This window comes from Stappia indica (assembly GCF_001696535.1).
Lineage (GTDB): Bacteria > Pseudomonadota > Alphaproteobacteria > Rhizobiales > Stappiaceae > Stappia > Stappia indica.
The window spans coordinates 1209995-1236740 of sequence record NZ_MBQE01000001.1 but is presented as its reverse complement, the minus strand read 5'-3'; the positions used below and the strand labels follow the sequence as shown (position 1 = coordinate 1236740).

General features: G+C 68.0%; 22 protein-coding genes and 1 pseudogene. 7 read left to right on the top strand and 16 right to left on the bottom strand.

Annotated features, from left to right (window positions below; genetic code table 11):
• Positions 1-309: 309 nt before the first annotated feature.
• On the bottom strand, positions 310-6081 hold the full coding sequence (locus BBX35_RS05895) for an apolipoprotein A-IV repeat region-like domain-containing protein (protein WP_067217089.1): 5772 nt from the start codon (positions 6079-6081) through the stop codon (positions 310-312).
• A gap of 257 nt (positions 6082-6338) precedes the next feature.
• On the opposite strand from BBX35_RS05895, the gene BBX35_RS05890 reads away from it, so the two are divergent.
• The 3 genes from BBX35_RS05890 to BBX35_RS05880 all read left to right on the top strand — a co-directional run bounded on the left by BBX35_RS05890 (position 6339) and on the right by BBX35_RS05880 (position 7723).
• Positions 6339-6653 carry a hypothetical protein gene (locus BBX35_RS05890; protein ID WP_208979768.1) on the top strand — a complete coding sequence of 105 codons (315 nt, stop codon included), beginning with the start codon at positions 6339-6341 and terminating at the stop codon, positions 6651-6653.
• A 262-nt stretch (positions 6654-6915) separates the two neighbouring features.
• Positions 6916-7296 carry a hypothetical protein gene (locus BBX35_RS05885; protein ID WP_083206037.1) on the top strand — a complete coding sequence of 127 codons (381 nt, stop codon included), beginning with the start codon at positions 6916-6918 and terminating at the stop codon, positions 7294-7296.
• Positions 7297-7402: 106 nt separating this feature from the next.
• Positions 7403-7723 carry a 2Fe-2S iron-sulfur cluster-binding protein gene (locus tag BBX35_RS05880; protein WP_067217083.1) on the top strand — a complete coding sequence of 107 codons (321 nt, stop codon included), beginning with the start codon at positions 7403-7405 and terminating at the stop codon, positions 7721-7723.
• A gap of 65 nt (positions 7724-7788) precedes the next feature.
• On the opposite strand, the gene BBX35_RS05875 is transcribed toward BBX35_RS05880, so the two are convergent.
• The 3 genes from BBX35_RS05875 to BBX35_RS05865 all read right to left on the bottom strand — a co-directional run bounded on the left by BBX35_RS05875 (position 7789) and on the right by BBX35_RS05865 (position 11587).
• A complete protein-coding gene (locus tag BBX35_RS05875) occupies positions 7789-8658 on the bottom strand; it encodes an AraC family transcriptional regulator (protein ID WP_067217080.1) in 870 nt (289 codons plus the stop codon).
• 201 nt (positions 8659-8859) lie between these two features.
• Positions 8860-10158, bottom strand: a complete 1299-nt coding sequence (locus BBX35_RS05870) for an MFS transporter (protein WP_208979767.1) — start codon at positions 10156-10158, stop codon at positions 8860-8862.
• A 214-nt stretch (positions 10159-10372) separates the two neighbouring features.
• Entirely contained in the window at positions 10373-11587 is a 1215-nt protein-coding gene (locus BBX35_RS05865) for an MFS transporter (RefSeq protein WP_067218270.1), read from the bottom strand.
• Between the two features lie 77 nt (positions 11588-11664).
• Between BBX35_RS05865 and BBX35_RS05860 the strand changes: the two genes are divergently transcribed.
• Together BBX35_RS05860 and BBX35_RS05855 are read left to right on the top strand one after the other, a co-directional pair.
• Positions 11665-12630 carry an AraC family transcriptional regulator gene (locus BBX35_RS05860; protein WP_141687819.1) on the top strand — a complete coding sequence of 322 codons (966 nt, stop codon included), beginning with the start codon at positions 11665-11667 and terminating at the stop codon, positions 12628-12630.
• A gap of 9 nt (positions 12631-12639) precedes the next feature.
• Complete coding sequence (locus tag BBX35_RS05855) at positions 12640-13059, top strand: DUF2267 domain-containing protein (protein ID WP_067217077.1); 420 nt, start codon at positions 12640-12642, stop codon at positions 13057-13059.
• Positions 13060-13068: 9 nt separating this feature from the next.
• Here the strand turns inward: BBX35_RS05855 and BBX35_RS05850 are convergent.
• The 5 genes and pseudogenes from BBX35_RS05850 to BBX35_RS05835 form a co-directional block, all read right to left on the bottom strand.
• Positions 13069-13880: pseudogene (locus tag BBX35_RS05850) on the bottom strand (transglutaminase-like domain-containing protein).
• 69 nt (positions 13881-13949) lie between these two features.
• Positions 13950-14339 (bottom strand): hypothetical protein, encoded by a 390-nt coding sequence (locus BBX35_RS05845; RefSeq protein ID WP_067217074.1) that lies wholly within the window; start codon positions 14337-14339, stop codon positions 13950-13952.
• Entirely contained in the window at positions 14320-14577 is a 258-nt protein-coding gene (locus BBX35_RS05840; RefSeq protein ID WP_067217072.1) for a hypothetical protein, read from the bottom strand. The genes BBX35_RS05845 and BBX35_RS05840 overlap by 20 nt, the downstream gene beginning before the upstream one ends.
• Before the next feature lie 30 nt (positions 14578-14607).
• The gene (locus tag BBX35_RS23580) at positions 14608-14751 is read right to left on the bottom strand and encodes a hypothetical protein (RefSeq protein WP_171901387.1); all 144 of its coding nucleotides are present in this window, start codon (positions 14749-14751) and stop codon (positions 14608-14610) included.
• The gene (locus BBX35_RS05835) at positions 14729-15046 is read right to left on the bottom strand and encodes a hypothetical protein (RefSeq protein WP_067217071.1); all 318 of its coding nucleotides are present in this window, start codon (positions 15044-15046) and stop codon (positions 14729-14731) included. Before BBX35_RS05835 ends, BBX35_RS23580 begins: the two co-directional genes overlap by 23 nt.
• A 661-nt stretch (positions 15047-15707) precedes the next feature.
• Here BBX35_RS05835 and BBX35_RS05830 point away from each other — a divergent pair.
• Positions 15708-16481 (top strand): AraC family transcriptional regulator, encoded by a 774-nt coding sequence (locus BBX35_RS05830; RefSeq protein ID WP_088946039.1) that lies wholly within the window; start codon positions 15708-15710, stop codon positions 16479-16481.
• Positions 16482-16853: 372 nt separating this feature from the next.
• On the opposite strand, the gene BBX35_RS05825 is transcribed toward BBX35_RS05830, so the two are convergent.
• From BBX35_RS05825 to BBX35_RS05795, 7 genes are all read right to left on the bottom strand, one after another.
• The gene (locus tag BBX35_RS05825) at positions 16854-19013 is read right to left on the bottom strand and encodes a methyl-accepting chemotaxis protein (protein WP_067217069.1); all 2160 of its coding nucleotides are present in this window, start codon (positions 19011-19013) and stop codon (positions 16854-16856) included.
• 112 nt (positions 19014-19125) lie between these two features.
• Positions 19126-20307, bottom strand: a complete 1182-nt coding sequence (locus BBX35_RS05820) for a vWA domain-containing protein (protein WP_067217067.1) — start codon at positions 20305-20307, stop codon at positions 19126-19128.
• A 59-nt stretch (positions 20308-20366) separates the two neighbouring features.
• Positions 20367-21443, bottom strand: coding sequence for a YcjF family protein (locus tag BBX35_RS05815; protein WP_067217065.1), 1077 nt, complete (start codon positions 21441-21443; stop codon positions 20367-20369).
• Entirely contained in the window at positions 21440-22906 is a 1467-nt protein-coding gene (locus tag BBX35_RS05810) for a YcjX family GTP-binding protein (RefSeq protein WP_425274563.1), read from the bottom strand. The genes BBX35_RS05815 and BBX35_RS05810 overlap by 4 nt, the downstream gene beginning before the upstream one ends.
• A gap of 60 nt (positions 22907-22966) precedes the next feature.
• Positions 22967-23545: a SixA phosphatase family protein gene (locus BBX35_RS05805; protein ID WP_067217061.1), complete on the bottom strand. Its 579-nt coding sequence runs from the start codon at positions 23543-23545 to the stop codon at positions 22967-22969.
• Positions 23546-23649: 104 nt separating this feature from the next.
• On the bottom strand, positions 23650-24189 hold the full coding sequence (locus tag BBX35_RS05800; RefSeq protein WP_067217060.1) for a hypothetical protein: 540 nt from the start codon (positions 24187-24189) through the stop codon (positions 23650-23652).
• A 4-nt stretch (positions 24190-24193) separates the two neighbouring features.
• The gene (locus tag BBX35_RS05795) at positions 24194-25039 is read right to left on the bottom strand and encodes an AAA family ATPase (RefSeq protein WP_067217057.1); all 846 of its coding nucleotides are present in this window, start codon (positions 25037-25039) and stop codon (positions 24194-24196) included.
• Between the two features lie 285 nt (positions 25040-25324).
• Here BBX35_RS05795 and BBX35_RS05790 point away from each other — a divergent pair, with 285 nt between their 5' ends.
• The gene (locus tag BBX35_RS05790) at positions 25325-26728 is read left to right on the top strand and encodes a flagellar hook protein FlgE (protein ID WP_067217055.1); all 1404 of its coding nucleotides are present in this window, start codon (positions 25325-25327) and stop codon (positions 26726-26728) included.
• Positions 26729-26746: the final 18 nt, after the last annotated feature.

Here is a 26746-nt window from a genome sequence, read left to right as displayed (position 1 = left end):
TGCGGCGCGTCTGATCCGCTGGATTCCGGATCCGGCCATGCGGCTGCACCGCAGGCCCGTCCGGAATGACGGAGACCGTAACGACGGTCTCCCGCCTCCCACCCGCTGAGGGCGCCAATGGCTCCCGGCTCGGCGCTACGCTTGCCCCGGATGACCTCCGAGGGCGAGGAACGCCCGGTGTGACAGCCGAGAGGGAGAGGCGGCCGTGCATCCCCTCTGCCCCCCAAACGACAAACGCGGCCCCGAGGGACCGCGTTTGCTTTTGATGAAACCGTATCCGGGCAGGGGGGCGATGCCGCCCCGCCTAGATCAGTCGAGCCGGCCGCTGGCATGCGCCAGCATGGTGTAGACCTTGCCCGTATCGGACGTCAGATAGGTCTGGCTCATGATGTTGTCGCGGTCGTTGCGCGAGACCTGGGACAGCAGCTGCTCGAAATCGGCGAGGTAGCGGTCGACCGCCGAGCGGAACTCGCCATCGCGCGCATACTTCTGACGGATCTCGTCGAAGGTCTGCTGGCCCTGCAGGGTGTAGAGGCGGCGCGTGAACACGTGCCTCTCGCCCTGCTTGTAGCGGTCCCACAGGTCGATGAACGTCTCGTGGTCGATCGCGCGGGCAATGTCGATCGACAGCGAGTTCAGCGACTCGACCATCTGCAGCGGCGAACGGCCCTGCGGCTCGTCGCCGGCCGGCGCCTCGTCCTGCGAGGCACGGCGCAGCAGGTCGGAGACCCAGCCCTTGCCCTGGCCGCCGGCGCGCGGAGCTTCGGCCTGCGGGGCCGGCTTCGGCGCGTCGAAGTCGCTCAGGGTCTTGCGGCGCAGCTCGCCGCGGATCTCTCCGCCGCGTGCGGGAGCCGCAGGCTGCTGCTGGCGCGGAGCCGCCGGCTCGGGAGCCGGGGCCGGAGCCTGGCGGGCCGGAGCTGCCGCCGCCGCGACATTGGCGAGCGTTGCGGTCGCCGCACGCTCACCGGCGCGCGAGGTGTCCAGCACGTTCGACTGGCGGGCGACGATCTCCGACAGCTCGGTCAGCGCGCGAACCTGCTCGCTGACGATCTTGCGCAGGGCCGAGGCGGACTGCTCCGCCTCTTCCGGCAGGTCGAGAATGCCGCGCTTGAGTTCGGCGCGGGTCTTCTCCAGCTCGCGGTGCACGTCGCGGGCGACGTCGCGCATGCGGGTCGTCGCCTCGGTGAAGCGCTCGGAGGCTTCCGACAGCGTCTTCGACATTTCGGCGACGATGTCGTCCTGGGCGGCACGCACGGCCTCGCGGGCCTTCTGGCCTTCGAGACCTGCCGACAGGCGCATCGACTCGAACTGCTCGCTCACCGATGCGGTGGCTGCCTCGGCCGCGGCCGTCAGCATGCTGGTCACCTCGCGGCTCTTCTGGTCGGCGCCGGTCAGGGCCGATTCGAGCTGCTTGGAGAAGGTGCGCATCAGGCTGTCGACGGCCTCGGTCTTGGCAAGCAGCGTGTCCGCCACTTCCTCGATCGCGGTCTTGCGCTCGCCGACGCGGGCGTCGACTTCGCGGTTGGTCTCGTCGAGGTTCTTGGCAGCCTCGCTCAGCATGCGGCCATGGTCCTCCAGGCGGCTGGCCAGCGAGGAGATGTCCGTGAGGACCTCCTGCGAGACCTGCTTGAGGACCGAGGTCTGGTTTTCCAGCGAGCCGGCCGAGGCCGTGGTCTCGCTGAGCGCCCGGTCGATGGCCGTGCGGAACTCGCCGGCGCTGCGCGACAGGGAGGTCTCCACCTTACCGAGATTGTCGCCGGCATTGGCGACGACGTCGCTGAGCAGGCTGTTGGACTCGGTCAGGCGGTTCAGCAGGCTGCTGATGTCGCTCTCCAGCTGGGCCTTGGTGCTGTTGAGCACCTCCGCCGCCGAGCTGCTGCGCTCGTCCAGCGTGGCGACCAGCGCATCGCCGGCTTCCACCAGCTTGCGGGTGGCGTCCAGGCCGGTGCGGGCGAAGTTGTCGGTGACGTCGCGGCCCTTGACGGTGATCGCCTCCAGGATTGCGTCGTGGATCTCCGATACGCGCGAGGTGAGGGCGTTGGCCCGCTCCTCGATGGCGGTGACCATGGCGTTGCCGTCCGTGCCGAGCAGCTGCGACAGCGTGCCGGCGCGCTCGTCCAGCGCCTCGTTGAGGGCGTCGGCGCGGGCCACCAGGTCCTCGGCGACCGCATTGCCGCGCTCGGCCAGGAGGTCGGCCGCGGCGCGCACGGCGCCGGCCACCTGCGAGCGGACGCTGTCCGCCTCGCCGGACACGGTGTTGCGGATCTCCTCGACCGTGCGGGCCAGCACCATGCGGGCCTGCTCGCTCTCTGCCGACAGGGTGCCGGCGACATCGGCGACGGTGCGGGTCAGGTCCTCGCGGACCTTGTCGCTCTCGCTGCCGAGGGCGCCGCTCATCTCGCCGAGCGTGCCGACGAACAGGGTGCGGGCCTTCTCGCTTTCGGCCGCCAGCGAACGGGCGGCTTCGCCGACCGCCGACAGCAGCAGCTCGCGCAGGCGCTCGCTCTCGCTCGACAGGTTGCCGGTGGCGCCGGTGAGCGAGCTGACGATGGCTTCCGCCGCCTTCTCGCTCTCGCTCTGCAGGGCGCCGCGCGCCTCGCCGATCGAGCCGAGGACGATCTGGCGCAGACGTGCCCCTTCGCCTTCCAGCTTGGTGGTCGCCTCGTCCAGCGTCGTCTCGATGATCTCCTTGAGCTTGCTGCTTTCACCCGAAAGCGTGCCGCTCAGGCGATCCACCGTGCCGCCGGCTTCGATGACAACCTCGGACAGGGTCTCGCGGGCGCGCTCGGTCTCGCTGGTCAGCGTGCCGGTGATCGCGGCAAGGCGCTCGGCCAGCATCCGCTCCAGCTCGGCAGAGCGGCTGTCCAGGGTCTCGGCGACCTCGAACACCTTGGAGCCGAGCGACACGTTGATCTCCGCGATGCGGTCGGACAGCGTGTCGGTGAGCTCCTGGCTCTGGCGCGACAGCACGGCGCCGGCGTCGGTCAGGCGCTGGTCCAGCGACTTCGACATCTCGGTCTGGCCGTCGACGAAGGCGGCGGCGATCTCGCGGGTCCGGGCGATCAGCGTTTCGCTGATCTGGCGGGCACGCGCGTCCAGCGCCTGGTCGATGCGCTCGGTGCCGAGCGACATTGTGCTGGCCAGATGCTCGGCCTTGTCGGACATGGCGTTGGCCGCCTGCTCGACCTTGGAGCCGATGGAGCCCTCGAAGGTGACGAGGTGCTGCTCGATCGCCTCGCCGATCAGGCGCGAACGCTCCGACAGGCTGGTGCCGATTTCCTCGGCGCGGCTGCCCAGCGTCTCGCCGACCTGGTCGACCTTGTCGGACAGCTGCAGGGTGATCGCCTGCGAGCGGTCTTCCAGCAGGTCGGAGAGGGCGACGGTGCGCTCGTTGAGGGTCTTCTCGAACTGGCCGGTGCGGGCGTCCAGCGTGGTGGACAGGCGCTCGATGCCGCCCGACAGCGTCTCGTCGAAGCCGCTGATGCGGCTGTCGAGGGCTTCCGCCATCGACGAGGCACGCATGTCCAGCGTCGAGTTCAGGGTCTCGATGCCGCCGGTCAGGGTCTTGTCGAAGCCGCTGATGCGGGTGTCCAGCGCGTCCGCCATCGACGAGGCACGCAGGTCCAGCGTCGAGCTCAGGGTCTCGATGCCGCCGGTCAGGGTGCGGTCGAAGCCGCTGATGCGGGTGTCGAGCGCTTCGGCCATGGTCGAGGCGCGCAGGTCCAGCGTCGAGCTCAGGGTCTCGATGCCGCCGGACAGGGTCCGGTCGAAGCCGCTGATGCGGGTGTCGAGGGCTTCCGCCATGGTCGAGGCACGCAGGTCCAGCGTCGAGTTCAGCGACTCGATGCGGCCGTCGAGCGTTTCGCCCAGCTCGCTGGTGCGGCGCTCGAACGAGGACACCAGCTCGGTGCCGCGCTCGCCGATCAGGTATTCCATCTGCTCCAGATGACCGCTCAGGCCGCTCTGCAGGCTGGTGCCGCGCTCGTCCAGGGTCTGGCTGAGGCGGTCGCCGATGGAGGTCAGCTCGCCGGCGACGCGCTCGCCGCGCGATCCGATGAGATGCGCCAGCTCGGTGCCGGTCTCCGACAGGGTGCGGGCGAAGTCGCTGGTGTGCATCGACAGCGAGGTGCCGAGCGTTGCGGAGGCCTCGTCGAGCGCGGCGCGAAAGGCCCGCGTCTGCCCGTCGATGAGCTTCGCCATCTCCTGGCTGCGGGTCTCCAGGCGCTGGTCCAGGGCCTCGCCGTTGATGGAGATGGCCTCGTGGATCTTGTCGCCGACGGAGCCGAGGCGGTCGGCCAGCTCGGTGCCGCGCACGGTGATGGTCTCGGTCAGGCTGCCGGCCGTCTCGTCCAGCTTGGACGCGATCTCGCCGCCGCGCAGCGACAGGTCGACCACGATGGACTCGCCGGTGCCGCGCAGGATTTCCGCCACTTCGCTGGTGCGCGAGGACAGGGTCTCGACGATTTCGGCGCCCTTGACGGAGATCGTGTCGGTAACCTCCTGGCCGCGCAGCGAGATGCTCTCGACCACCCGGTCGCCGGTCTCGGCGAGCGAGGCGTCGAGGCCGGTGACGCGGCTGTCGAGGGTCGACAGCAGGTTCTCGGTGCGGGTGGTGATCGTGTCGATCAGCTTGCCGCTGGTCAGCGACAGGCTGGCGGTGATCTCCTCGCCGCGCTGGGTGATGGTCTCGCCGACGGTCTGGCCGGTGGAGGTGAGCGCATCGGTGATCTCGTGGCCGCGCACCGACAGGGTGTCGACGATGGACGCGCCGGTGCTCGCCAGCGTGTCGTTGATCTCCGTGCCGCGGCTCTCCAGCGTCTCGAACAGGTTGGCCGAGGTCTCCGCCAGGCGGTCGTTGATCTCGCCGCCGCGCAGCGACAGGGTCTCGACGAACTCGGTCGCGGTCGCCGCGAAGCGGTCGTTGATCTCGCTGCCGCGCGATTCCAGCGTTTCGGCGAATTCGCGGCCCGTGCGGCTCATGCTGTCGACCAGCGTCTCACCGGTGCCGGTGAGGCGGGCGACGTAGCTCTCGCCATGCGAGGCGAGGTTGTCGATCAGCTCGCCGCCGGCGGTGCTGAACGTGTCGGTGATCTCGCGCACGCGGCCGTCGACGGTCGCGTTGAACTCGCTGACGCGCGCCTCGATGGCGCCGGTCAGGCGGTCGGTGGCGGTGTCGGTGATCTCGCCGATCTTCTCGGAGGTGGCCTGCAGCTGTGCCGCCAGGCTCTCATGCGCGCCGGTGATGCTGTCGCGGACGCGGTCGGCGTTGGAAACCACCGCCTCGCGCTGGGTAACCAGCTCGTCGATCAGCGCGCGGATCTTCAGCTCATTGTCGTTATAGGAGCGCTCGAGCGAGGAGACCTCGTTGTGCACCAGCACTTCCAGCTCGCTGGCACGGGCGATGGCGCGCTCGATGCCGTCGCCCATGGCGGCGACTTCGCGGCGGATGGCCTGGCCGACGCTGAGGATCGATTCCTTGGCGACGTCCTCGGGCTCGGCGAGGCGCAGGGCGACCTCGGTCATGCCGCGGGCGACGATGCGCATTTCCTGCGCGCGGAAGATCATCAGGGCCATGGCCCAGAAGAACAGCACCGGCACCACGACGGCGACCGACAGCAGGATGAGCGAGGGCGAGGACGCGATGTCGCCGGCGCTCTGGACGCTGGACAGTTCGGTGCTGAAGATGGCGGAGGCCAGCCACCAGCCGACGGCCACCCAGACGACGCTGAGGGCGAGGGCGAACCAGAACGGGGCCGAGCTCGGCCGCCGCTGCAGGGCGTAGATGAGATTGCCGATGGTCCGGCGGTCGTCATTGGCCGCCGAGGTCGGGCGCCCGCCGCCGCGGCCGCGCTTGGACGACGCGCGCTGGCTGTCGCTGGACGCAGACGACGTCGCGGAGAGATCGCCGGTGCGCTCGCTCGTGCTGCGCTCGGAGCTTGCCGGTCCCGCGCTCGCGGTCTCGGACCCGCTGCCGCTGGCCTTGTCGCTTTCGTCCAGGTCGCCGAAATCGATCTTCAGCGCCTCCTCGACAGCCGACAGGGCAGCCTCGGCGGGATCCTTCGCCTTCGGGGGATTTGCCATATCTAACTCGCCTCGCGTCCGTACTCGTTACACATCGGGTGCCGCGGCGCAAAACACGTCGCCGCAAGACCTTGCACGGCTTCACGGATTCGGCGATGCGCCTGAATCGCTTCCGGGAGAGGAGTGCTCGTCGCGTCGCCGACCGGCCTCTGGTCGCTGGACGCGGCTCTCCCGAACTTGCCGCACACCTAAAGCTAATGACACAATCTGCCGAGGCGAACAACAATTTGCAGAGTCATGACAAGGAGATGAGGCTCATGGGCAGGGCTGCGGCAGGGCGGGGGCGCGGGTCCTCCACAGGCAGCGGCGGTGCACCCGGTGCGCCTTCGAAGGGAGCGCGCGCGCCCTCCGCCGTGCAGGCGGCATGGCTTGCCAGGGGGCTCGATCAGGCGGGCGGCAAGCTGCCGCTGTTCGATGCGGACGGACGCCGTGTCGCCGAAAAGACCATCCGCGCCTGCATTGCCGCAGGATGGGCAGAGCCTTGGTTTTCCAATCCGATCAAGCCTGACTGGCTCGTCTGCCGGCTGACGGAGGCGGGCCGCGCGGCCGCCCTGGCATCGGCGCAGGGGTGAGCGCGGCACCCCGGCGAGAGGCCGTGCGACCTTGTCCGGTCGCCGCGCATTTCGCCGGCGGGCAGGGGGCCGGCGGCATCCGTCCGGCGTCAGGTCGGGGCCGGAGTGTTTACGCGCGTTAACCAAGGATTCACTTTGTTGGCCGGGCCGGTGGAAATCGCCGGCATGCTTAACCCGGTTTTCGCGCATTTTAACGATTGTGGACGGCAGACCCATGCGCGAGCGCTTGCCAGCCTCGCCAGCGACGAGAGGTGCCGCCGTCATGCAGGCAACAGCGAGACATTCCGATGCCGGCCCCGCTCACGGAGAGCCTGCTTCCGCCCCCGACGCGCCGGTCGATCTGGCGCATCTGACGCGCCACACGCTCGGCAATCGCGACCTGGAGCGCGAGGTGCTGCGGCTCTTCGCCGTGCAGGCGCGGATGCTGGTGGCGCGCATGCAGGAGGCGGGGGACGAGGCGGTGCTGCGGCGCCTGCTGCACACGCTGCTGGGCTCGGCCAAGGGGATCGGCGCCTGGGGCGTTGCCGGGGCGGCCGAACGGCAGCAGGCGGCGCTCGACGAGGGCGCGCCGGCCGACCTTCCGGTGCTGGCGGGAACCGTCGAGGAGGCCGAGGCCTTCATCGAGGCGCTGCTGCGCGAGTGAGGGCCCGCGGCTTCGACCTGCGGCACGATGCTTGACGTTTCGGCGTGATTGGTTATGTCGAAGGCGAGTTCTTTCCGTGCCATTCCAGCGCCGAGACAAGCCGCCAATGCCCAAGATCACCTATATCGCCGCCGACGGTGCCGAAACTGTCGTGGATGCCCCCGTCGGTTCGACCGTGATGGAAAACGCCATCAAGAACATGGTGTCGGGGATCGAGGCGGAGTGCGGCGGCGCCTGCGCCTGCGCCACCTGCCACGTTTATGTCGACGAGGCCTGGACCGGCGTCACCGGCTCGCCCGAGCCGATGGAAGAGGACATGCTGGACTTCGCCTACGACGTCCAGCCGAGTTCGCGCCTGTCCTGCCAGATCAAGGTGACGGATGCGATGGACGGCCTCGTCGTCCGCATCCCCGAGCGCCAGGCCTGACGAAAGGGCCGGGTGCTTGCGCGCCCGGCCCGTTCTCCATCGCTTTTGCGCGCCTTGCGCGCCGCTCAGCCCTTCAGGGGCAGGCAGACGGCCGTCAGAAGATCCGCCTGCGGCGTTTCGCGCGGGTTGTTGAGATATTCCTCCATCGTCGGCCTGTCGTCCGGTTCCTCGCCGCTTTGCGGCAGCCAGGCCGAGAACAGCCGGTCCCAGGTCACGTGCAGGTCCGCATACGGGCCCTTGTGGATCGCGACCGCATGGCGTCCGGCCGGCATCTCCCGCAGCTCCAGGCCCGCGGGCAGCTCGCCCGTGAAACCATCCGGCAGGGTGATGGCGGCGAACGACCTCAGGTCCCGCGCGGGCACCGAGTTCGGGTCGTCGTAATACAGCCCGATCATCCGCATCGACGGGCCGAGCAGGCCTGCCCCGCCGGCAAAGGCGAAGGCCTTCTCGAAGGTGCTGCCGATCTCGATGAACGGCCCCTTGTGGGGGATGCCGGCAAGGCGCAGCGCATCCATGTCCTCGATCCGGACCTGAAGGTTTTCCATGATGATCTCGTCTCCCTGTTGCGTCTGGTAGCAGAGCACCGGGTCGCGGGGCAGGGCGCGGAAGGCCGCGGGCGGGATGCCGTAATGGGCGGCGAATGCCCGCGTGAAGGCCTCCGTGCTTGCGTAGCCGGCGCGCCGCGCGATGCGGGGCACGGGCAGCTCGCCTCCCACCAGCTCCGCCGCTGCCCGGTGCAGGCGATAGCGCCTGACCGTCTGGGCGATGGTCTCGCCCGTCTGGGTCCGGTAGATCCGGTGGAAATGGAAGGGAGAGAAGCAGGCGATCTCCGCCAGTCTCGCCACATCCAGCGGCGTATCGAGATGACGGGCGATGTGGTCGACCACGCGGGCGATGCGCTGGGCGTAGTCGAGGCCTGTCGAGGGGCGTTGCATGTCTGTCCGATCCCGTTTGGTGCAGGACGAGTGCTACAGGATGCCGCCTGACAGAAGTTGCGCATTTGCCGGCCGCCAGATCGCAGTCAGATCACCTTGGCGCAGCCGGCAGCGTCAGGCAAACCCGCTGCAGACCAAAACGGCCGGGCACCTGGCCCGGCCGCTCTGTCGTTTCTCGCCGGCACTGCAGCCGGGTGAGGCTCACTCCGCCGGGGCGGCGGCGGGCTTGCGCCAGAAGAACACCACCTCGTTGCCTTCGTCCGGCGCGTCCGGCACCAGCCGCGAAAGGACCAGGCTGACGCAGGCCATGGCCGCGCCGATCAGGAACACGGCGGCCGGCGAGACCAGCCAGATCAGGCCGAACAGCGCCGGGATGAACACCGCGGCGATGTGGTTGATGGTGAAGGCGACGCCGGCGGTCGGCGCGATGTCGGCCGGGTCGGCGATCTTCTGGAAATAGGTCTTCATCGCAATGGCGATCGCGAAGAAGGCGTGGTCGATCACGTAGAGCGCGCCGGCCAGATGCGCGTTGGTGACGAAGGCGTAGGTCGTGAACACCAGGATCAGGCCGATATACTCCACCGTCAGCGCCGTCTTCTCGCCGACCTTGCCGATCCAGGCGCCGATCTTCGGCGCCAGCAGCATGTTCACCGCGCCGTTGATCAGGAACAGCGCTGCCACCTCGTGGACGTCGTAGCCGAAGCGCTCGACCATCAGGAAGCCTGCGAAGACGGTGAAGATCTGCCGGCGGGCGCCGCCCATGAAGGTCAGCGCGTAGTAGAGCCAGTAGCGCTTGCGCAGCACCAGCTGCTTGCGCTGCGGCACGCCTTCGCGGAACTGCGGGAAGGCGAAGACCAGGAATGCCAGCACCACCAGCGTCAGCAGGCCGGCGAACAGGAACACCGTGGTGAAGCTGAGCTCGAAGGTCTTCCAGGCGACGAAGATCATGCCGTAGGCGACGAGCTGGGCAGCCGCGCCGATGGACAGGATCTTGCCCATGCCGGCCGCGGCTCGTTCCTTGGGCAGCCACTGCAGCGACAGCGACTGGTTCATCGTCTCATAGTAGTGGAAGCCGACCGACATCACGAGCGTCGTCAGGTAGAAGCCCCAGATCGTCGGGAAATAGCCGGTGACGGCGACGCCGATGCCCAGCAACCCGAGCGACAGATAGGCCAGCGTCTGCTCGCGCAGGAACAGCAGCAGGTAGATCGCGGTGAAGGCGAGCAGGCCCGGGATCTCGCGGATCGACTGCTGGATGCCGATCTCGCGCCCGGTGAAGCCGAGTTCATGAACCGCGAAATTGTTCATGAGGTTCCACCAGGCGGCGAAGGACAGCTGCATCGCCGCCGCCATGATCATCAGCAGGATCAGCGGCGACCGCCAGCCGGTGCCGGTCGGCGCGCCGCCGGCAGGCCGTGTTCCGGGGATGGCAGCGCCCGCTTCCGCGGCGGCGAAGGCCGGAACCGGGTCCGGCGTGGTGTTGGGGGCAGGCTCTCGCATCGCAGGCTTTCCGCAAATCACAGGAAGGACGCGCAGGTCCGGCCCGCCGGCAATGGCCCGGCTCGGTCCTGCAGAAAGAAGGTCGCTCGGCGACCGGTGTTGTCCTTCATTACAGCGGGAGGCGATTTGCGTGTTATCGCCATTTTGTCAATTTATGTTTGTCAATCGCCATGGCCCGCCGCGGACGATCCGCGGCGGGCGTTTCGTTGGAGCTTCAGGCCCGTGCGGGCGCGCGTCCGGTCTGCACGCCGGCCAGCACGGTCAGCGTGGCCAGGGCCAGCACCGAGCTGCTGGTCAGGAACACGCTGGTGACGCCGCTGAGGTCCAGCACCAGCCCGCCGACGGCCGCCCCGGCGGCAATCGCCAGGTTGATCGCCGCGACCAGCAGGCCGCCGGCGCTTTCCGGCTCGTCGGCGACCGCGCGCGACACCCAGGCCGACCAGGCGACCGGAACGGTGCCGAAGGCGAGGCCCCACAGGGTCACGATGGCCAGCGCGGAGGGAAAGTCGGCACCGAGATTGGTCATCAGGACGGCCAGCCCGGCGATCGCCAGCGGTGCCAGCGCCAGCGTCAGGCGCAGCGAGCGGGCCACCAGCATGCTGCCGAGGTAGTTTCCGGCGAAGTTGGCGACGCCGAAGGCCAGCAGGGTCGCCGAGATCGCGGTCACGCCGATGCCGGTCACCGTCTCCAGGAACGGCCGGATATAGGTGAACAGCGACATGTGGCCGGCAAAGACCAGCAGCACCGCCAGCATGGCGAGCGCGACGTGGCGGCGCGACATCAGCTCCACCAGGGTCGACAGCCGGGTGCGGCCGCGCGGCGGCAGGCTGGGCAGGGTCGCCACCTGCACCGCCAGCACCAGGACGGCCAGACCGGCAGCGCCGGCGAAGACGAAGCGCCAGCCCAGCAGGTCGCCGACATAGCTGCCGACCGGGGCGGCGAAGATGGTGGCGGCCGAGACGCCCGAGACCATGATCGACAGGGCCTTGGGCACGCTGGCCTCCGGCACCAGCCGCATCACGACGGCGGTGGAGAGCGACCAGAAGCCGCCGAGCGCCGCGCCCAGCAGCAGCCGGCCGGCCAGCAGCACCTCGACGCTGCCGGCAAACGCGACGATCAGGTTGGAGACGATCAGCAGCAGCGAGAAGCCGATCAGCACGTGCCGTCGGTCGATCCGGTGGGTGAAGGCGGCGACCGTCAGGCTGGCGACCACGCCCATCGCCGCCGTGGCGGTGACCGCCTGTCCGGCCAGGCCCTCGCTGATGCGCAGGTCGTCCGCCATCGGCGTCAGCAGGCTGGCGGGCAGGAATTCGGCGCCGACAAGGCTGAAGACACCGAGGCTCATGGCGAAGACGGCGGCCCAGGCGCCGGCCGTCGAAGTCGGCGGGGAGGCTGCCGGGGAGGCGGCAGCAGGAGTTCTGTCTGTCATGGGATTGGTCCACATTCGATAAGTGTTGATCCCAAGATGGATGGATTTTCCGGACGATCCATGACATGAATTCCGCCATGCTTGATCGATCGTCCGAAATTCGCCCGGTGGCGCCAGCAGACCCTGTCAGCGAGTTGCTGACCGGCATGCGCCTGCGCGGGGCCAGTTACAACAAGTTTCGGCTGTCGCCGCCGTTCGGCGTCGGCTTTCCGGGCGCGCGGGAGGCGCGGTTCCACTTCGTTGCCGGCGGCACGGCCTTCCTGAAGGCCGCGGACGGCGCGATGCTGCCGCTGTCCTGCGGCGATGCGGTGCTGCTGCCGCGCGGCGGCGAACATGCCATCGTCTCCGGGGGCGGGGCCTTGGTGCGGGCGTTCGAGACCTACGAATCGGTGCCGCTATGTCCTGACATGTGCTGCGTCGTCGAAACGCTGGAGCAGCAGTGCCGCTCCCGCGACGCGCTGATTTTCTCGGCGCGGATGGAGCTGGAGCTCGACACGCTGCATCCCCTGATCGAGCTGATGCCGGGTTTCCTGCTTGTCAGCGCGCCGGCCGGCGAGGAGCCGGAGGTGCGCCCGCTGCTCGACGCGATGGAGCGCGAGATGACGGCGAACCGCGCCGGTTCGGCAACGATCCTGGCGCGCCTGGCCGAGGCGGTGGCGGTGTCGGTGATCCGCACCTGGGTCGAGTGCGGCTGCGGCGATGCCACGGGCTGGGTCGCGGCCTTGCGCGACGAGCGTCTCGGCCGGGTGCTGGTGGCTCTGCACCAGAATCCGGCGCACGACTGGACGCTGGCGGAAATGGCGGCAGCCATGGGCAGCTCCCGCTCGGTCTTCGCCGAGCGGTTCGCCGCCGCCACCGGCACCACGCCCCTGCGCTACGTTGCCGCCTTGCGGATGCGCCTTGCGGCGCAGTGGCTGTCGCGCGACCGGATGGCGGTCGACGAGGTCGCCTATCGTCTCGGCTACCAGTCGCAGGCCGCGTTCAGCCGCGCCTACAAGCGGGTGACCGGCATGCCGCCGGGCCAGACCCGCAAAGCGCGCTGAGGCCCCGCCATGACCCTGCCGTCCGACTACCAGAATGCCGCCGCCGATTTCGACCGCCTGCTCGAGATCGCCCGCGACACTGCCGGGCTCTCGACCCGCAACCAGACCTACACGATGGTCCAGGGCGTGTTCCTGGTCTTTCGCCAGCGTCTGGAGCTTGCCGATGCGATCCGCTTCGCGCAGGTCCTGCCGGCGGTCGCGCGCGCCCTGTTCATCGCCGACTGGGATGTCGAGGCGCCGGTGCGCCCCTTCGCGGACCGCGAGACCATGACCCGCGAGGTGCAGGCCCTGCGCCGGCATCACAATTTCGCCCCCGACACCAGCATCGCCGATGTCGCGCGGGCCGTGCGCGCCTGCTGCGACGAGGCCGCGCTCGACCGGGTCCTCGCGACCTTGTCGCCGCAGGCGAGGGCGTTCTGGGCCGGGTGAGCGGCTGGGTTATGCCGGGATCCGGTCCTCGTGAGCCCAGACGCGAAACTCCTTCAGCAGGTGCGGGCCGAAGGAGTTGATCAGCGGAATGTCCGCGGCATCCCGGCCCCTTGCGACAACGACCCTGCCAATCCGCGGCGTGTTGTTGCGCGGGTCGAACGTGTGCCATTCCCCGTCCAGGAAGACCTCGATCCAGGCGCTGAAGTCCATGGGATCGACCACCGGCACGCCGATGTCGCCGAGATACCCGTTTACGTAGCGGGCGGGAATGTTCAGGCACCGGCAGAACGTCAGGGCGAGATGGGCAAAGTCGCGGCACACGCCGACGCGCTCGTTGTAGGCCTCGAAGGCCGTGCGCGTCGCCCTGGCCTGCATATAGTCGAGTGCAGGTGCTGGTGGACGAAGTCGCAGATTGCCTGCACCCGCTGCCATCCCGGCGGCAGCGACCCGAACAGGTCCCACGCCGTCTGGCTCAGATGGTCGGTTTCGCAGTAGCGACTGCCCATCAGGAAGACGAGGCAGCCGTCGGGCAGGGTCTCGACCGGCATTTCCCGCGCGCCGCGCCGGATCCAGTCCGTGCGGCCGCTGTCCGAAACCGTTGCATCGCTGCGGATGGTGAATTCTCCGGCAGGCGCCATCATCCTGCGGCAGCGATTGCCGAACAGGTCGCGATAGAGGAGGGTCGAAACGTCGGGGGAGGTGCTGAAGGTCTCCGGCATCCGGATGTCTGCCGCACGTGCGTCCTCGATCGACATCAGGCAGACCAGCGCGGTGGGTTGCTGGCATTCCAGCCTGATCTCATAGCCGCAGCGAATGAACATGTGTGGGACTGCTCCCTTCATCGAGGTTTGGCGAACGGATTTCGGCGTTTCAACGGGTCGCCGGACGACTCAGTGCCGCGGCCGGCCGGCGGTCCTGCGCCAGGCTGCCCGCAGGAAAGCCGAGAGACGGTTGTGCTGCGTCGCCTGCTGCGTCGCTTGCTGCTTCTCTCGATGCGCCCTGTGCTCTGCGTGGCGGCTGTTGAGGAGCCGCATGCCGCGCGTGGCATCCGTGCGGCTCAGACCTGTCATGCCCATGCCGTCAGAGAAGGCAGGGACGCCGGTATAGACGTGGTAGATCGTCCAGGTCCGGTCCTCTTCGATCCGCCGGCCGAAATAGTCGTCCAGCCGGACGTCCTCCCGGACGTCCCCCCGCACATCATTGGCGGCGGCGACGTCGTCGCCGAGACTGATGTCTATCGCGGCTGCGTCACGAAAGGGCTCATGCGTCACCGTGCTCATGGTTGTCGTTGTCCATCGTGTAGCGTCTTCGCGTGAAGAAGGCGAAATGGAAGGGTGTCCCGTCGGCATCGGTGATCGTGACGCCGTCGGGCCTTTGCGGCATGTCGAGGGTGTCGAGCAGGCGGGTGGCCTGCGCGACGGCATCGTCCTGATCGACGGCGTCGACCGTTTCGCAGCCGACGACGGCATGCGCCCCGTCCGCCTCGCGGACCCGAAAGAACCTGATCACGACTTTCATTCGCTTCCCCGCAGATGGGCTGTCTGATCGTCAGCTCTTGCCCTTCTGGCGCGAGGCAGCCTCCATGGCGGAGAGCTTGACCCGGTTGGCGAAGGGAACCTCGGGTTTTGCCTCCGCCTTCGCCTGCTTGGGCTTGCGGATCTCCCGGTTGCTACGCTTCTGTCCTTTGGCCATATCCAAATGTCCTTTCCATCAAGGTTGATTGTGCATTGGAGCCCGGTGCGTCGAGCGGCTCCAGTTCGTCCTGCATCGCCACCCGCTCGTGGTTCTCGTTGGCATTGCGGATGCGGTATTGGGGGGCGCCCGATTCCACGGGCATGACGCCGGTGATGCGGTAGATGTCGCCCTTGGCGGCCTGCCTGCCCCTTGTGCTCTTCAGCCGGACATCCTGGCCGATCGCCAGCAGGTGCAGCCGCGGCTCGGCGGTGGGCGCAGCGGGCCTGCGCCGGGAAACGCTTGTTGCGGTCATCTCTGATTTTCCTTTTCGGTCACGGCATCTTTCTCGGCCTGTTTGACCGGCAGCAGCGGCCGTATCGCTGTCCGCACTCGGATTGCCGGCAGGTCGATGGAGGTTCCGATCCTCGCCGAGCGATCCGGAAACCGTCCTCGGGTGCTTCTCCCTCCCGGATCGCCCGCCAGGCATCCGGGGCCCGGCTCGACGACGTCGGACACGAGACAGGATGATGTGAAACGGACGACGGATCGCGCGGTCGTGATGTCGACCTTCACAGGTCCGGATGGAGCCCCGGCGTCTTCCGGGTCGGGCCAGGCGATGCGGGAACGGTCGTCGTGATGTTTTCTGGTGGTGCCGCCGCGATCAGCCTCATGGCTATCGTTTCTTGCCGGGCTTCTTTCGAGTAGCAAAATTGATCATGATTTCGAATTGAGTTCGATCATGAAGCATTTGTACTGTAGCACGGTTTTCAGGTTTTTTATTTTATTATCTGAAATATTTTTGGCGGCTCTTTCGGGGTTTTATTTTTGCATGTCATGATCGATGGAAAGGAAAAGGGCGTGCCGCCGCATCTCGCGGGCGTGGGCGGTGGGCGTGAAAGGAGAGGCGCGGTGCATTGCCTGCATTGCGACCGGGCCTGTATGCTGGAGGCCGGTCTTCCGATATCGGTGATCCCGTGATCCATCCGCTGCGGCTCAACAAGTTTCCGGAGGAGCATCCGGACCCCATCATCTCCTTCGTGGGAACGGAGCCGCCCGGCGCCGTCACCAAGCCGCACATGCACGAGCGGGCGCAGCTGTTTCACATCCTGCGCGGGTCGGTCACCGTGGTGACGCAGGGCGGCAGCTTCGTCGTGCCGCCCGAGCGGGCGATCTTCATCCCGCCCGGCATCGTCCATCATTCCAACTATCACACGGAAACCGACGTCCGCTTCCTCTACATGCGGCCCGACGGGTTGCCGACCATGCCGGAAACGCCCTTCGTCGTGCATGTGACGCCGCTGCTGCGCGAGCTTATCCTCGCCTTCATGGGCTCGGCGCCGGACTACGATCCGGGCAGCCCGACCGGGCGGCTGGCCGCCGTCCTCGTCGACCAGATCGCCGCCTCGCGCGTCGCGCCCCTGCATCTGCCGATCCCGGAGGAGCCGCGTCTGCGCGAGGCGATCCGCCCGCTGATCGAGGACCCGGCCGCCGAGCTGTCGGCCGGCGACCTTGCGGCCCGGGCCAACCTGTCGCTGCGCTCCTTCGAGCGGCACTTCCCGGCGCAGACGGGTCTCTCCTTCCGGGCGTGGCGCCAGCAGGCCAAGCTGATGAAGGCGGTCGAGTGGCTGTCGCAGGGCCTGTCCGTCGGCGAGGTGTCCGACCGGCTCGGCTACGAGGGGCCGAGCGCCTTCGTCGCCTCGTTCAAGAAGTCCTTCGGCGTGACGCCGGGCCGTTATTTCGGCGACTGAGCGGCCGGCTTGAAGCTTGTCCCCGGGGCCTGCGGGCGAAATGCGCCGGTTTTCGCCGGTTTCTCGAAATTTGCGGCGAATTGAGACGGATTTCGATGTCGAATTCTCGAAATTCGCTGAAATTCCGTCGATTCCGCGCGAAATCGCTTTCCTGTGCTCCAGGGGACAGGCGGGGGACGGGGGCTGCTCCGGCCGGCGTGTCGTCAAGGATGGCGGCGGGGATAGTGCGGGGAGAGGGCTTCCGGCCGGGGATTACCCGTTCCGGGCGGTTTCAACGCGAAAACGGGGATAGGGCAGACGTCGCCCCCGGCGCGAAGCGGGGACAGGGCAACCGCGACTGGCGCGGTTGCCCCTCTTTCGTTCTTGCCTCGATCAGGCGGCGCGGACGGTCGCCAGGAACGTGTCGACCTCGCGCCGCAGCAGCTCGGCCTGGCCGGAGAGCTCGTTCGCCGAGGCCAGCAGCTGGCTGCTCGAGGCCCCGGTTTCCTGCGCCGAGGTGTTGACCATGACGATGGTCGAGCTCACCTCGGTCATGCCGACGGCGACCTGGGCGATGTTGCTGGCTATCTCCTGGGTGGCCGCATTCTGCTGGGTGACGGCGCCCGAGATCGCGGCCGAAACCTGGCTCATATCCCGCACGGTTCTGCCGATTTCCGTGATCGCCGAGACCGTGCTGCGGGTCGAGTTCTGGATGTCCTTGACCTGGCCGCCGATTTCCTCCGTCGCCCGGGCGGTCTGGTTGGCGAGCGACTTGACCTCCGCGGCCACCACGGCAAAGCCCTTGCCGGCCTCGCCGGCACGGGCCGCCTCGATGGTGGCGTTGAGCGCCAGCAGGTTGGTCTGCTCGGCGATGTCGGTGATCAGCGCGATGACCTCGCCGATCCGGTTGGCCGCCGTCGACAGTTCGCCGACCTTGACGTTGGTCGCATCGATGCTCTCGACCGCGGTCTGCGAGATCGACTGGGATTCCTCGACCTGCCGGCCGATCTCGAAGATCGAGCTGGTCAGTTCCTCGGCGGCGCTGGAGACCGCCTGCACGTTGCTGCTGGCTTCCTCGGCAGCCGACGCAACGACCTGCGAGCGCTGGGACGTGCCCGAGGCGCCTTCCGACAGGCTGTTGGCCGCGGCCAGCATTTCGGTCGCAGCCGATGCCACGGTCTCGACGATGCCGCCGACCGCGCTCTGGAAGTCGTCCGCCAGCTTCGCCCGCGCCGCGCGGGCTTCGGCCTCGATCCGGGCCTGGCTTTTCGCCTGCTCCGCCTCCAGCCGCTTCACCTCGAGCGCGTTGTCCTTGAACACCTGAACCGCCGCGGCCATCTCGCCGATCTCGTCCTTGCGGTGGGTGTCGGGCACGGCAACGGACAGGTCGCCCTCGGCGATCTCGCGCATCGCAACGTTCATGCGGCTGATCGGACGGGAGACCGTGCGGGCGAACAGGAAGCCGCCGACGCCCATTACCAGCACCACCGCTCCGCCGATCAGGGCGAAGCGCAGGGCCATGGCGTCGATCGGGGCCTGGACCTCGGCAAGGTCGATCTCGGACATGATCGCCCAGTTGGTGCCGTTGAAGCTCAGCGGCATGTAGGCGGCGATGACCTCGTGGCCCCGGTAGTCGGTCGACAGGGCGACGTCGCTTTCGCCGGAAAGGGCGGCGCGCACCGAGGGGGTGTCGGACTTGCGGGCGAGGATCGCGGACGGCTCGCCCTGCTTGCGGAAGCGGCTTTCCGAGCGCATCAGGAAATCCGAGCCGACGATGTAGGTCTCGCCGCTCTTGCCGAGGCCGGTCGCGTTGTTCATCACCGAATTGATGCGGTCGATCGGCATCTGGAAGACCAGCGCGCCCTTGAAGCTGCCACCGTCGGCCAGCAGCGGCGCGGCGATGAAGCCGGCCGGCGCGTCGGCCGAGGGCGCATAGGGCGCGAAGTCGACGAACTCCACCGCGCCGGCTGATGCCGCCGCGCGCAGGTTCCGGAAGACCTCGCCGAGCCCGGTTGCACGCCATTCGCCGTTCAGGACGTTGGTGCCGAAATCGGCTTCCTTGAAGACCGAGTAGACGACGTTGCCGTCGGCATCGATCAGGAACAGGTCGTAATAGCCGCGGGTCTGCTGGACCTGCCGGAACCAGGGATGCAGCGCCGCATGCGCGGCGGAATAGGCCGACCCGTCGTCGGCGGCGTCGAGCTTGTACTTCTCGCCCGCAGGATAGGCGTTGCCGTCGATATAGGCCTGGCGGAGGGCTGTGTTCTCGCCGCTTGCCGGCAGCGTTTCGCGGTAGGTGTCGCGCAGGCGGTCGATGGCCCCGCTCACCGTCGGATTGACGGAGAGGAGCAGCAGGTCCTCCTTGATGCTCCCAAGATAGCTGGACAGCTCGGACTTCCGCGAAGCGCCCGTTGCCCGCATCGATTCCAGCGAGGAGGCATAGAGCTCTGCTCGCGATGTTTCGTATCCGACAACGGCGGTGATCACCGTTGCCATCGCAACGGCAGCGGCCACCATCAAGGGAATCTTCTGGGAAATGCGGAGGGACTTCATGGGCAGCGCTGCCTACGTTGGGGAGGACCATCGTCAGATATGACGATTTTCCGTTGCGTAAGCCTTAACTGCCTCGTCAAAAGTTACGAGACTGTCGAAGTTTCGCGCCGTGCTACCGCGACAGCTCCTTCATCGCCGCCTCGAGCCCGTTCAGCGTCAGCGGATAGTGTCGGCCGTCCATCAGCTCCTTGATCATCTGGATCGAATGGGTGTAGCCCCAGTGGCGTTCGGCTACCGGGTTCAGCCAGACGCTGCGCGCGTAGTGGCTGGCCAGCCTGTCGATCCACACCGAGCCGGCCTCCTCGTTCCAGTGTTCCACCGAGCCGCCGGCATAGGCGATCTCATAGGGGCTCATCGAGGCGTCGCCGACGAAGATCAGCTTGTAGTCGGGGCCGTACTTGTGCAGCACGTCCCAGGTCGGGATGCGCTCGGAATGGCGGCGGGCGTTGTTTTTCCAGACGAATTCATACGGGCAATTGTGGAAGTAGAAATACTCCATCACCTTGAATTCGGAGCGCGCGGCGGAAAACAGCTCCTCGCAGACCCGCACGTGATCGTCCATCGAGCCGCCGATGTCGAAGAACAGCAGCACCTTCACGGCGTTGCGCCGCTCGGGGCGCATGCGGATGTCGAGCAGGCCGCGATGGGCGGTGGCGCGGATCGTGTCGTCGAGGTCGAGCTCGTCATGGGCGCCCTGGCGGGCGAAGCGGCGCAGGCGCTTGAGGGCGACCTTGATGTTGCGGGTGCCCAGCTCCACCGTGCCGTCGAGGTCGCGGAAAGCCCGCTTGTCCCAGACCTTCACGGCGCGGCGATGGCGGCTTTCGGCCTGGCCGATGCGCACGCCTTCGGGATTGTAGCCATAGGCGCCGAAGGGCGATGTGCCGGCCGTGCCGATCCACTTGCTGCCGCCCTGGTGCCGGTCTTTCTGCTCCTTCAGCCGCTCGCGCAGGGTCTCCATCAGCTTGTCGAAACCGCCGAGCGCCTCGATCTGGGCCTTCTCTTCCTCGGTGAGGTGCTTTTCGGCGAGCTTGCGCAGCCACTCCTCGGGCAGCTCGCGGGCCTGCGTGCCGTCGCCGCCGCCGAGCTCCAGGCCGTTGAAGGTCTGGCCGAACACCCGGTCGAACCGGTCGAGATTGGCCTCGTCCTTCACCAGGCAGGCGCGCGAGAGGTAATAGAAGTCCTCCACGCTCTTGTCGGCGAGGTCGGCCTTCAGCGCTTCCATCAAGGTCAGGTATTCCCGCAAGGAGACGGGCAGACCGGCGGCGCGCAGGTTGGTGAGGAAGGTCAGGAACATGGGCGAAGGTTAGGAAGAACGCGGGCGCTTGTCGAGCAGGTGTTTGCGACGGGAACGGGTCAGGAGCGCTCGTCTTGCGGGCGGCCTTCCGCCTTTTCCAGCAAGGCCTTGGCTTCGGGATCGGCCCGGAACAGCTCGCCCATCACGTCGGAGACGCCCGGCCCCCGCTTCCCGATGAAGGGCACCGGGCGGCAGACCTCGATGGCGGCAATGCCGACACGGGCGGTCAGCAGCCCGTTGACGACGCCTTCGCCGAGGCGGGCGGAGAGCCGCGCCGCGAGCCCGTGGCCGAGTAGCTGCGAGACGAGGCTGTCGCCGGCCGCCATGCCGCCGGTCATGGCGAGATGCGCGGCGACGTGGCGGGCGAGCCTGAAGAAGCCGATAAGGCCGGGCCGGCCGCCATAGAGGGTGGCGAGGCGACGCATGATCCGCAGGTTCTCGATCAGCACGACGGCAAGGTCGAGCGCGGCACGCGGCGAAACGGCGGTGACGACGGACACCCGCTTGACGCTGTCCTTGACGATGCGCACGGCGCGCGCGTCCAGCTCCTTCAGCAGGTCCCGCTCGGCCAGGACGATGAGGTCGCGGCCGTCGATGATCTCGCGCATGTGGCCGCTCAGGGCGTTGCGGCCGCGGGCGGTTTCCGGCCGTTCGCCGTAAAGGGCGACGAGTTCGCGGATACCGGCGCGCGCCTTGTCCTGGTCGTCGGTCTCGGCCGCCACGGCGAAGGTCTTGCGCAGGTCCTCGATATGGCGAAGGCGCAGGATCCCGAAGATCTCGCGGAAGATCAGCCCTAGCGCGCCGAGCGCTGCAAGGGTGGCAAGGCCGATGCCCAGCCAGCCGAGCCAGTCGTTGCGCGCGAAGAGGTCGCGGATCAGCGCGTCGATGGACAGCCCGATCGCCAGCGAGGCGAGGCCGCCGAGGCCTGCGGCGAACCAGCGGCCCCAGCGGATGCCGCGCTTGCGCTCGGGTGCGGGCAGTCCGGCGATCTCGCCCTCCCGGGTGGGGACGATCCGCGCCTCGCCTGACGGGGTCGGCTGCAGGTCTTCCTCGGCGCTCATGCGCACGCGGGCGTCGTCCAGGCGGAAGGCGGCCGGTTTGCGCTCGCGGCGCGACCTGTCGTCGCTTGAAGTCATGCCAGACGATCTCCGATCAGGAACTGCAACGCGCGGTCGAGGCGGATATGCGGCAGCGACAGCTTCACGCCTTCTGCCGTCACCTGCAGTTCGGGCGGGCGGAAGCGGACGAAACGGACGGAGGACGCAGGCGCATCGGCGGCGAACAGCACCTCAGGGTCGTCGGGCAGGTCGCCGGGGAACAGCGCGATCTCCGTGCGTCCGTCATAGGTCTCGCCGTTGACGCGCTCTCCGGTCAGCGGCGTGCCGAGGATCGCCGGCATCGTCTCGCCGTCGTGGGTGAGGCTCGCTTCGCGCGTTGCGCGGATGGCGGCGAGCGCCAGCACGTCGACCTCGGCCCCGCCGTATTCGGCGCGCTTGATCGCCCGTCCGACGAGCCGCTCGAGAATGGCTTCCAGCCGGTCGTGATCGGCGCGGTTGAGGTGATCGGCCTTGGTGGCGGCGAACAGGATGCGGTCGATGCGCCGAGCGAAGATCGAGAAGATCCGCGCGACCTTGCCCGGCCGGAAAGCCGAGAGGATTTCGGCAAGCGCAGCCTCCAGGTCGGCCAGCGCAGCCGGGCCGGCATTCAGCGCGTTGAGCGCGTCGACCAGCACGATCTGGCGGTCGAGCCGGGCGAAATGATCGCGGAAGAACGGGCGCACCACGTGCTTCTTGTAGGCCTCGTAACGGCGCTCCATCATCGCCGCTAGCGAGCCGGGCTTGAGCGTTCCGTCATGGCCCGTCAGATCGAGCGGGGCGAAGGTGAGGGCGGGCGAGCCCTCCAGGTCGCCCGGCATCAGGAAGCGGCCCGGCGGCAGCATGGAGAGCGCCCGCTCGTCCTCGCGGCAGGCGCGCAGGTAATCGGTATAGGCGGCAGCGAGCCGGCGGGCCTGCTGCTCGTCGGCTTCCGCGCCCGGATCGGTCTCGGCCAGGATCGCGAGATAGGCGGCTGCCACCTCTTCGCGTCCGGCCTCCCGGGCGCGCGTCAAGGCCTCGGCGGAGAAGGTGCGGAAGTCCTTCTCCAGCAAGGGCAGGTCGAGCAGCCATTCGCCGGGATAGTCGACGATATCGAGATGCAGCTTGCCGCGGCCGAGGGCCCGCGACAGGAAATGGGTGGATTCGAACTCGATGGTGAGCCGCAGTTCCGAGACCTGCCGGGTCGACTGCGGCCACACGCGCTCCTTCAGCAACGTGTCGACATGCGCCTCGACGTCGAAACGCGGCACGTTGTCGTCCGGCTGCGGCTCCAGATAGGCGCGGGCGATGCGCCCGCCCGCAGCCGCCTCGAACAGGGGCAGCCGGCCGCCATGGATCAGGTTGTGCACCAGCGCGGTGATGAACACCGTCTTGCCGGCGCGCGACAAGCCGGTGACGCCGAGCCGCAGCGTCGGCGTGCCGAGCGTCGATGCGGTCTCCGTGATGTTCTCGATGGAGTAGCGGACCTCGTCGGTCACGCGGGTCAGAAAGCTTCGCTGCGTCAAGATGGTTCTCCGCCGACCCATGTGGGGAAGCAGGGCGGGCGTTGCAAGCGGTCCGGCGGTTCAGCGGTCCTGCGCAGGCGTGCCGTCGTTGGCCGCCTCGGGCAGGGCCGACATGGAGGAAGTGGCCGCCAGATGCCGCGGCAGGCAATAGGCGACGACCCGCCCGGATCCTGGCGCGACCGCCGACCAGTCTGCTGCATCGAAGTCTATCACCGAGAGTGCGGCTGTCGGATACTTGGCGGCAATCGCTTCGCGCAGCGCCGGATTGCCGGTGCCGATCAGCGACAGGGCGGTGTCCTGCGTCGCCGGGTTGTGCCCGACCACCAGAAGGCTGCGCGCCGTGCCGCCATGGCTGCGGATGATGTCGAGATAGTCGAGATCGGACTCGTCGTAGAGCGCCCGCGTCAGACGGATGTCAGCCTCGCCCGAAAGGGCGGGCAGGAGTGCGGCGAGCGTCTCTCGCGTGCGCTGGGCGGTCGAGCAGAGAATGCGCGAGGGCTGCAGGCCGTGCCGGGCCATGTGGGAGCCGACCTCGGGGGCTGCCTGCCGGCCGCGTTCGTTGAGCGGGCGCTGGAAATCGGAAAGGCCGGGATGGCCCCAGTCGGATTTCGCATGTCTCAACAACAGCAGTCGCAGCATGGCAGGCGGTGCTCCCCGGCAGGTTCGATATCGGCAAGTCTAGCGGCAAGCCGCCTGTATTGCGCCGGGAAAATGCCGCTCGCACCGTTCGAGCGCGGCGCGCCTCAGCGCGAGGCCAGCAGGCCGGCGAAGGCGGTGACCAGCGGCCCGATGTCGCCGGCCTCCTCGGGCAGCGAATAGGCGATCCACAGCGTGTAGTCGGCATCGCCGTTGCGGAACCGCCAGAGCGTTTCGCAGCGCTCGCTGGTTCCGCGTTTGCCGGTCAGGAAGGAAATGCCGGACGCGGCGGCCCCGGATGTGGTGACGAGCTCGAAGCCTGCGGCCCGGAAGCGGTCGCGGAAGGCGCGCGCGGCCTGCGTCCCGGCGCCGGAGGGATGGCTGCGCAGGACAGCCGAAATGCCGTCCGCGTTCTGATAGACGCAGCCGGCCAGCCTGTCGGCCGAGCCGACGAGCACGCGCGTGCGGTTGAGCGTCGCCAGAGTGTCGGGGCACACGAGGCCGGTGAAATGCCGCATGCCGTTGACGACGTTGGTCCAGCCGGCATCGGTCCCCCGCTCCTGGGCGGCGGCGGAGGGCATCCAGCCGAAGGCGAGCGCCAGCGCGGCGAAGGCGACGGAGGCACTGCGCACCGTCTCCCCGGCCATGGCGTCAGCGTCCGTCGCGCCGGTTGAGGAAGGCGAGCTTCTCGAACAGCTGCACGTCCTGCTCGTTCTTGAGCAGGGCGCCGTGCAGCGGCGGGATCAGCTTGCGGCCGTCGCGCTCGCGCAGCGTCGCCGCATCCACGTCCTCGTTGAGCAGCAGCTTGATCCAGTCGAGCAGCTCCGAGGTCGAGGGCTTCTTCTTCAGGCCCGGCGTGTCGCGGATGTCGTAGAACATCTTGAGCGCCTCGCGCAGCAGCTCTTGCTTCAGGCCCGGGAAATGCACCTCGACGATCTCCGACATGGTCTCGGCATCGGGGAAGGTGATGTAGTGGAAGAAGCAGCGGCGCAGGAAGGCGTCGGGCAGCTCCTTCTCGTTGTTCGAGGTGATGATGACCACCGGACGCTGGCGCGCGGCGATGGTCTCGCCGGTCTCGTAGACGTGGAACTCCATCCGGTCGAGCTCGCGAAGCAGGTCGTTCGGGAACTCGATGTCGGCCTTGTCGATCTCGTCGATCAGCAGCACCGGGCGCTCATCCGCGGTGAAGGCCTCCCAGAGGCGGCCCTTGCGGATGTAGTTGGCGATGTCGTGGACGCGGTCGTCGCCGAGCTGGCTGTCGCGCAGGCGCGAGACGGCATCGTATTCGTACAGGCCCTGCTGCGCCTTGGTGGTCGACTTGATGTGCCACTCGATCAGGTTCGCCCCGAGGGCAGAGGCGATTTCCTGCGCCAGCACGGTCTTGCCCGTGCCCGGCTCGCCCTTCACCAGCAACGGTCGTTGCAGCGCGATCGCCGCATTGACCGCGATCCGCAGATCTTCGGTGGCGACATAGCCGGTCGTGCCTTCGAAGCGCATGGATTTCCTCGCCAGACTGATCTCGTTGCGCTGCACAGTATGGGGCGGTGCAAGGCTGCGCAAGACCTGCCCGGTCGGCACCGGCGCTCGGCATTTGTTGCCGGGGAGCAGGGACAAAGCTGCCGCCCTTGAGCTTCGATTCCAGAAGGCCCGCAAGCCGGAACGTTGCATTTCAAGCACTTGCGGGCGGCTTCGAAACTGGCACGGCACTTGCCAACCCACAGATCAAGATCGCGGTCCGTCTGGCGGGCCCGTCACGCCATCCGATCCGTTCTGGAGGTTCACATGGGTGTTTTTGGTGCATTGAACGCGGCCGTGTCCGGCCTTTCCGCGCAGGCCTACGCGCTGGAGAACATCTCGGGCAACATCGCCAACTCGGCAACCGTCGGCTATAAGCGGCTCGACACGTCGTTCTCCGACCTGGTGGGCGGCGGCAAGGGCGCGCAGCCCGGTCAGATCGCCGGCACGGTTTCGGCCAATTCGCGGGCGACCAACGGCATCCAGGGCGATCTGCAGCAGAGCCAGGTTGATACCTACATGGGTATCAACGGCAGCGGCTACTTCGTGGTGCAGGGCCGCGCGGGCGAGGTCGACGGGCGTTCGATCTTCACCGGCAACGACCTCTACACCCGCCGCGGCGATTTCGAGATCGACAAGGAAGGCCGCCTGGTCAACGGCGCCGGCTACTACCTGATGGGCCAGCCGATCGATCCCGTCACCAAGAACGTCTCCGGCTCGGTGCCGTCGATCATCACGATCGACAGCTCGGTGATCCCGGCGGTGCTGACGGACCGGATCAGCTATGAGGGCAACCTGCCGACGACGCCGCAGACCAGCGCCTATCTGGCCGGCGGCTCCGACATGCTGGACGCGTCCCTGACCAAGGCCTCGACCGGCGCGGCTCCCGATGCGGTTCCCGCGCCCCAGGTGGTCGGCGTCGACACCATCTCCGCCGATGACGAGGTCAACTTCCTCAACAGCTCCATCGCCGGCGAGGCGATCACGGTCTACAATTCGAGCGGCACGCCGGTGAACGTCCAGATGCGCTGGGCCAAGACCTTCGAGGACGACGGCAGCCAGGGCGACACCTGGTCGCTGTACTATCTCTCCGATTCCGACGCGACCGGCACCGATCCGAAGTGGACCAAGGTCTCCGACGCCCAGTTCGGCACCGACGGCCGCATGGCGGTCCCGGCGACGAGCAACATGACGATGACCGGCCTCAGCGTCGACGGACAGGCTGTCGGCGATGTGACGCTCGACTTCGGCACCAACGCGCTGACCCAGTTTGCCGACAGCAACGGTGCGGCTAAGATCTCCAAGCTGCGTCAGAACGGCTATCCGGCCGGCGACCTGACCGGCGTGACCGTTTCGGAGGCCGGCCGCCTGGTCGCGTCCTACTCCAACGGCCGGACCCGCGAGCTCTACGAGATCTCGCTCGTCTCCTTCTCGGGCGAAGCCTGGCTGGAGCGCGTCAACGGCGGCGCCTTCGAGGTGACCCCGGCCTCGGGCGAGCCGATCGCCGGCGCCAACGGCAGCATCGTCGGCAAGCGCCTCGAGGCGTCCAACACGGACATCGCCGACGAGTTCTCCAAGCTGATCGTGACCCAGCAGGCCTACTCGGCGAACACCCGTATCGTCAGCTCCAGCGATCAGATGCTGAAGGAAGCGATCAACATGATCCGCTGATGCGGATCAAGACCGATC